Raw genomic sequence first — 6,405 nt, 5'->3', positions numbered from 1 at the left:
CACATCGGCTCACAAACTTAGCAGCCGATAGCCGATCGTTCACCCCCTCCGCCAGACGGGGTCTCCTTGCCGCTTACTTCCTATTCGACGGCTGCGCGCGTCTGTCTAGGAGTTGCGGTCTTTAGCGCCACGATGCTCGCTGCACTGATGACGAGCATTCTTATGTAATAGGGCCTCTCAGTTGGCCGGTCTGCAGCGAGGCTGACGTATTACCCCTATTCGCGCAGTAGAAAGGGCCCCAGCTGCGAAAGCTGAGGCCAGTGTTCAGCTGGGCGTCTCAGTGCCGGTAGCGGTGCGGCACCGAACAGGGCGAACAATGCGGCCGCAAGCGCTTCGTTCCTACTCATAAAAAAGGCCCTGCATCCGGATCATGCAGGGGCCAAGCTGGATCGCCGCACCGCTGTTCACCGAGAAGCAACGGTCGTCGTCCTAGGGCAGAAAAAACACGAAATGAAAATCACGCGCCCTCTTGCCCGGATCATCCCAACGACATCCAGTTCCGGAAATAACTCGTGTGAATCTCGGCGAGACAAATTGCCGCTTTTTCCTGTCCCAAGCGACGGTCCCAATAGAGATGGTCGCGAATGTGCCCCGGGTCTTCGGGGGCAAGACCCGGGGCACGTTCATTCGTCTAATGCCGCTCTGCCGAGGAGCGGCGCATTGCTAACGACGCGTCGAAGGTACCGTTCCTAACGTCTTCCTTATCGCCGACCCGAGCCGGCGCTCAACTCGCTTGCGGCTATTGCCGACCTTCTTGACGGCCTTCTTCACCGATGCTGCCGACTTCCGGGTTTTCCTCGCCTCATAGCTCACCTCGTAATCCTGCCCGCCGGCGACGCGCGCACGGTCCTGCTTGCGACCGCGCGCGGTCTGCTTCCGCGCTATGCCCGTCGAATGAGGCGCTGTCCGCGCTTGACACCACCGCCCCTCTCGCTGTATGGGCCTGCGCCATGAAGCTGAACCGGACCCACCGCCGCGCCATCTGCCGTCGTCGCACCCGCGACGATGCTGGGCTGCGCCGTGTCCGACGCCATCGCTGATCCTATAAATCAGCCGAGGTTTTCGAGAAGGCCGCGCCCCCAAGCGCGGCCTTCTCGCTTTTCGGCCTGCCCTTTCCCAACACCGACCCCAGAGGAGATCGACATGACCAACGCTACCCATCCGTTCGATGCGCTGATGGACATCACCGCTCGCCCCGAGGTCGTGTTCGTACGCGGCGCCGGCTCGTATTTGTGGGACAGCAACCGCAACCGCTATCTCGATTTCGTGCAGGGCTGGGCCGTCAATCCCCTCGGCCACTCCCCGGTCATCGTGGCCGACGCGCTGGCGGCGCAGGCGAGACGGCTGCTGACGCCGAGCCCGGCGTTCTACAACGAGCAGAGCCTGAAACTGGCAAAGCTGCTGGTCGACAACAGCTGCTTCGACCAGGTGTTCTTTGCGAACTCAGGCGCGGAGGCCAATGAGGGTGCGATCAAGCTCGCGCGCAAATATGGCACGAAGTACAAGAACGGCGCGCATGAGATCATCACCTTCGAAGGCGGCTTCCACGGCCGCACGCTCGCGACCATGTCGGCCTCGGGCAAGAAGGCGTTCGAGCCCCTGTTCGAGCCGAAGGTCTCGGGCTTCCGCAAAGCCAGACTGAACGACATCGAGTCGGTGCGAAAGCTGATCACGTCGTCGACGGTCGCGGTCATGCTGGAGCCGATCCAGGGCGAGGCCGGCGTCTGGCCCGCGACGGATGAGTTCTTGCAGGAGTTGCGGGCGCTGACCCAGCAGCGCGGCCTGCTGCTCATTGTCGACGAGATCCAGACCGGCATCGGCCGGACCGGAAAGCTGTTCGGCTATCAGCACGCCGGGATCGAGCCCGACATCATGACGCTCGGCAAGGGCATCGGCGGCGGCGTGCCGCTCGCGGCCCTGCTCGCGACCGAGCATGCCTCGTGCTTCGATCACGGCGATCAGGGCGGCACCTTCAACGGCAATCCGCTGATGTGCGCCGCGGGGCTTGTCGTGCTCGATCAGATCGGAAAGCCCGATTTCCTGAAATCGGTTGTCGATGCCGGTCTTTTGCTCGAGCGCGAATTGCAGCGGCTGTCGTCGCGGCACGGACTCGGCGAGATCAGGGGGCGCGGCCTCCTGCTGGCGCTCGACCTGAAGATGCCGATCGGCGCGGCCGTGGTTGCCGAGGCGTTTGCGGCCGGCGTGCTGATCAACTCGCCGCAGCCGGACACGCTGCGCTTCATGCCGGCGCTGAACGTGACGCGGGAGGAGATTTCCCTTGTCGTCGACTGCCTGGATACGGTGCTGACCAAGGTCGGCGCGGCACGGCGGGTGGCGTAGGATCCTCCCCCCTCGTCATTGCGAGGAGCGAAGCGACGAAGCAATCCATCTTCCCGGGTGGAGAGGTGGATTGCTTCGCGGAGCCTGTCATCCGGCGGCGCTTTGCGCCGACCGGGTGGCTCGCAATGACGGCGAGAATTACGGCCGCAGGATCGCCGCGCCCGTCGTCGCCCTGCTCTCCAGGTCGATATGCGCCTTGGCGGCGTCCTTGAGCGCGTAGGCGTGGTTGATCGGCACGTGCAGCTTGCCGTTGATCACGGCGGCGAACAGCGTGTCGGCGCCTTCGAGCAATTCCTTGCGGGTGCCGACATAGTCGTTGAGCTTGGGCCGCGTCGCGAACAGCGAGCCGTGGTTATTGAGTTCGGCGAGCGGGAACGGCGGCACCGGGCCCGACGCGTTGCCGAAGGAGACGAACAGACCGCGCGGCCTGAGGCAGGACAGCGATCCCGGGAACGTGGTCTTGCCGACGCCGTCATAGACGACGTCGCAGAGCTCGCCGCGGCTGATCTGCTTGACGCGTTCGACGAAGTTCTCCTCGTTATAGAGGATGACGTGATCGCAGCCATTGGCGAGCGCGAGATCGGCCTTCGCCTTCGAGCCGACGGTACCGATGACATGCGCGCCGAGCGCCCGCGCCCATTGGCAGGCGAGCAGCCCGATGCCGCCCGCCGCGGCGTGGATCAGCACGCGATGGCCGTGCTCGACCTTGAAGGTCTTGTGCAGGAGATACCAGACCGTGAGGCCCTTCAGCATCAGCACGGCGCCCTGCTCGTAGGTGATATGGTCGGGCAGCTTGACGAGCTTGTCGGCCGGGATGACGCGCTCGGACGCGTAGCCGCCGAGATTGTAGTAGTAGGCGACGCGATCGCCGGGGTGGAAATTGGTCACGCCCGGACCCACGGCCAACACCTCGCCTGCAGCCTCATTGCCGGCAATGAACGGCAGGCCGGGCGCCTTGTAGAGGCCGGTGCGGAAATAGACGTCGATGAAGTTCAGACCGACCGCATGCTGGCGGATCCGGACCTCGCCCGTCCCCGGCGCGCCCACCTCGACGTCCTCGTAGGTCAGGACTTCCGGGCCTCCCACCTGGTGCACGCGCACAGCCTTGGTCATGTCGTCGCTCCCCTCAATATCAGCGTCAAGCGAGCGAATGCCATCGCGGCCGGCTTGTCAACCAAGCGGGCCGGAACCGGCTACGCCACGTTCCGGAAAAGTGCGAACCGGCTTTCCCTCGCGACAAACGCGCAGCGTTTGCGCGGAGATCATGCCCATCAGCGCGCCGGCTTCCTGCGGTTGCGCTTGGCCATGACGTTGAACGCCTCGACCGCGGCCGAGAAGGCAATCGCGAAATAGATGTAGCCGCGCGGAATGTGGAATTTGAATCCGTCGGCCACCAGCGCCACGCCGATCAGCACCAGGAAGGCCAGCGCCAGCATCTTGGTGGTCGGATGCTCCGCGACAAACCGCGCCACCGGTCCCGACGAGATGTACATGATGACGCAGGCGATCACGACCGCCGCGATCATGATCTCGATGTCCTGCGCCATGCCGATCGCGGTGATGATCGAATCCAGCGAGAACACCAGGTCGATAATGATGATCTGCACGATCACCCAGAAGAACGCGCTGGCGCTCGGCCTGTCGCCGGCTTCCCCCTCGCGCGCCTCGACCTCGCCGTGGATCTCGTGGGTTGCTTTCGCGATCAGGAACAGGCCGCCGCCTATCAGGATGATGTCGCGCCACGACAGCGCGACGTCGCTGACGGTGATCACCGGTTGGGTCAGCCCGATCAGCCAGACCAGGATCGAGAGCAGCAGAATGCGGAACACCAGCGCCAGCAGCAGGCCGATCTGCCGCGCGCGCTTGGCCTGCGCCGGCGGGATCCGCGACACGATCACCGACAGGAAAATCACGTTGTCGATGCCGAGAACGATCTCGAGCGCAGTCAGGGTCAGCAGCGCCGCCCAGGCTTCCGGGCTGGTGATCAGTTGCATCATGCTCTGAAGGCTTTCATCCGGCGGATCACGGTATCGCTGCCGATGATGTAGACGGCGATGGCGCAGAGACCGAAGGTGATCGGGGCTCCGACCACGAAATCGTTGGCGAGCGTGTACATGCCGAGCAGCGCCCATGCGCCGAGCAGCCACAGCGTCAGCCAGCGCAGCCGCACCACACGCAGCGGATGCAGCACGTGGAACGGCGCGAAGGTCAGCACGATCAGGAGCGCGACCACGATTGTCGACAGCACGGGCGGCAGATGCAGCAGGAACAGGTAGAACGCCGCCGCATTCCACAGCGCCGGGAAGCCGCGGAAATGGTTGTCATCGGCCTTCATGCGGCGGTCGGCGAAATACAGCGCGCTGGAGACCACGATGCCGATGCCGAGGATCGGCGCCGCCAGCGGCAGCAGCATGCCGCTCGCGGTGATCGCATAGGCCGGCACGAACACATAGGTGACGAAATCAACCACCAGGTCGAGCACCTCGCCCGACCAGTTCGGCTGCAGCCGCACCACGTCGAGCCGGCGCGCCAGCGGGCCGTCGATCCCGTCGATGATGAGCGCGACCCCGAGCCAGGCGAACATGTTGGCCCAGTGCTCGCGCACCGCCTCCAGCATCGCCAGCAGTGCGACCCCGGCGCCGAGCGCCGTGAAAATATGAACGGTGAATGCGGCGGTCCGCATCCGTTCTGGCAACGCATCGGGCTGGCTCGAATGCTCCATCGGCCGAGTGCTATCAGGAATCGGACCGGTTTGCATATGCGGTCTTGCGGCGTTCCGCCGCGCAAAGCGTTGGAAACTCTTGGTGGTTACCGATGGCTTGAAAATCGGGCCAAGCATGTCAAATGTCCTGATATGACCGACAGCTCGCTGGATTATGACGTTATCGTAATAGGCGGCGGTCCGGCCGGATTGACGGCTGCGATTGCCCTTGCCGACGCAGGTGCGCGGACTGCGCTGCTGGCGCGCCGCGCGCCCTATGCCGACAACCGGACCACCGCGCTGCTCGGTGCCTCGACCGATATCCTGGATCGGCTCGACGTCTGGCGGCGCTGCAGCGACCGAGCGGCGGCGCTCAAGACCATGCGCCTCGTCGACGATACCGGCCGCCTGATCCGTGCGCCCGAGGTGCGCTTTTCGTCCGATGAGATCGGCCGCGAGCAATTCGGCTTCAACATCGACAACCGCTCGCTGGTCGCGGCGCTCGAGGACCGCGCCGGCGAAATGTCCGCGCTGACGCGGTTCGACGATGAAGCCGCCTCGGTGCGGCCGGACGATGCCGCGGTTACCGTGGTGACGCGGCAGGGCCAGTCGCTTCAGGCCCGGCTCGTGGTCGGTGCCGACGGGCGCAATTCATTGTCCCGCGAGGCCGCCGGCATCGAGGTGACAAGCCGCGAGCTCGGGCAGTCCGCCCTCACCTTCAACGTCACCCACACCCGGCCGCACCACAACATCTCGACCGAGTTCCACACCGAGCACGGCCCCTGCGTGTTCGTGCCGCTCAGCGGCGCCAGAAGCAGCGTGGTCTGGGTCTCGGCGCCCAAGGAGGCCGAGCGGCTGATGGCACTCGGCGACGACGAATTGTCGCTCGCCGCCGAGCGGCAATCGCATTCGATCCTCGGCCGCATCGAGGTCCAGGGCGGCCGTCACGTGTTTCCGCTCGCGATCGAGCGGCCGCGGCAATTCGCCAAGGACCGGATCGCGCTGGTCGGGGAATCCGCCCATGTGCTGCCGCCGATCGGCGCGCAGGGCCTCAATATGGGACTGCGCGATGCCGCCGATATCGCCGAGATCACCGGCCAGGCGATCGGTCGTGGCGAAGATCCCGGCGCGCCCAATGTGCTGTCGCGCTACCAGGCGGCGCGGCGCCCCGATGTCGCCAGCCGGACCTGGGCGATCGACATCGCCAACTGGTCGCTGCTGAGCGATTTCCTCGGCATGCAGACGGCGCGTGCTGCCGGCCTGCATCTGCTCGGCGCATTCGGCCCGTTGCGGCGCCTGGCGATGCGCGAAGGCCTTGCTCCGTCGTGGCGGCGGTGAGCAAAGCGTTTTCGAGCGAAGTGGGT

6 protein-coding genes are annotated in these 6,405 nt (G+C 65.2%); 2 read left to right on the top strand and 4 right to left on the bottom strand.

All coding sequences use genetic code 11. The features are described 5' to 3' along the window. Positions 1 to 663: 663 nt before the first annotated feature. Entirely contained in the window at positions 664 to 885 is a 222-nt protein-coding gene (locus tag Q2M23_RS28555; RefSeq protein WP_076828958.1) for a DUF3606 domain-containing protein, read from the bottom strand. Between the two features lie 258 nt (positions 886 to 1,143). On the opposite strand from Q2M23_RS28555, the gene Q2M23_RS28550 reads away from it, so the two are divergent. Beyond that, positions 1,144 to 2,340 carry an acetylornithine transaminase gene (locus Q2M23_RS28550; RefSeq protein ID WP_076828892.1) on the top strand — a complete coding sequence of 399 codons (1,197 nt, stop codon included), beginning with the start codon at positions 1,144 to 1,146 and terminating at the stop codon, positions 2,338 to 2,340. Between the two features lie 138 nt (positions 2,341 to 2,478). Here the strand turns inward: Q2M23_RS28550 and Q2M23_RS28545 are convergent, their stop codons facing one another. The 3 genes from Q2M23_RS28545 to pcsA all read right to left on the bottom strand — a co-directional run bounded on the left by Q2M23_RS28545 (position 2,479) and on the right by pcsA (position 5,062). Continuing rightward, complete coding sequence (locus Q2M23_RS28545; RefSeq protein WP_050384723.1) at positions 2,479 to 3,453, bottom strand: quinone oxidoreductase family protein; 975 nt, start codon at positions 3,451 to 3,453, stop codon at positions 2,479 to 2,481. A 158-nt stretch (positions 3,454 to 3,611) separates the two neighbouring features. Continuing rightward, positions 3,612 to 4,337 (bottom strand): TerC family protein, encoded by a 726-nt coding sequence (locus Q2M23_RS28540; protein WP_076828894.1) that lies wholly within the window; start codon positions 4,335 to 4,337, stop codon positions 3,612 to 3,614. Beyond that, positions 4,334 to 5,062: a phosphatidylcholine synthase gene (gene pcsA, locus Q2M23_RS28535; RefSeq protein ID WP_057018701.1), complete on the bottom strand. Its 729-nt coding sequence runs from the start codon at positions 5,060 to 5,062 to the stop codon at positions 4,334 to 4,336. Before pcsA ends, Q2M23_RS28540 begins: the two co-directional genes overlap by 4 nt. Positions 5,063 to 5,194: 132 nt before the next feature. Here pcsA and Q2M23_RS28530 point away from each other — a divergent pair, with 132 nt between their 5' ends. After that, a complete protein-coding gene (locus Q2M23_RS28530; RefSeq protein ID WP_316397775.1) occupies positions 5,195 to 6,379 on the top strand; it encodes a UbiH/UbiF family hydroxylase in 1,185 nt (394 codons plus the stop codon). Positions 6,380 to 6,405: the final 26 nt, after the last annotated feature.

Origin of the sequence: Bradyrhizobium sp. 33ap4, from assembly GCF_032654765.1 — a bacterium.
In the GTDB taxonomy this organism is placed as follows: Bacteria; Pseudomonadota; Alphaproteobacteria; order Rhizobiales; family Xanthobacteraceae; genus Bradyrhizobium; species Bradyrhizobium australafricanum.
This window is presented reverse-complemented; position numbering and strand designations above follow the sequence as displayed.

Bases quoted from the DNA above. Each gene is read 5' to 3' on its own strand.
- Q2M23_RS28550 (WP_076828892.1), top strand. From the start codon at position 1,144: ATGACCAACGCTACCCATCCGTTCGATGCGCTGATGGACATCACCGCT.
- pcsA (WP_057018701.1), bottom strand. From the start codon at position 5,062: ATGGAGCATTCGAGCCAGCCCGATGCGTTGCCAGAACGGATGCGGACC.
- Q2M23_RS28530 (WP_316397775.1), top strand. From the start codon at position 5,195: ATGACCGACAGCTCGCTGGATTATGACGTTATCGTAATAGGCGGCGGT.
- Q2M23_RS28540 (WP_076828894.1), bottom strand. From the start codon at position 4,337: ATGATGCAACTGATCACCAGCCCGGAAGCCTGGGCGGCGCTGCTGACC.
- Q2M23_RS28545 (WP_050384723.1), bottom strand. From the start codon at position 3,453: ATGACCAAGGCTGTGCGCGTGCACCAGGTGGGAGGCCCGGAAGTCCTG.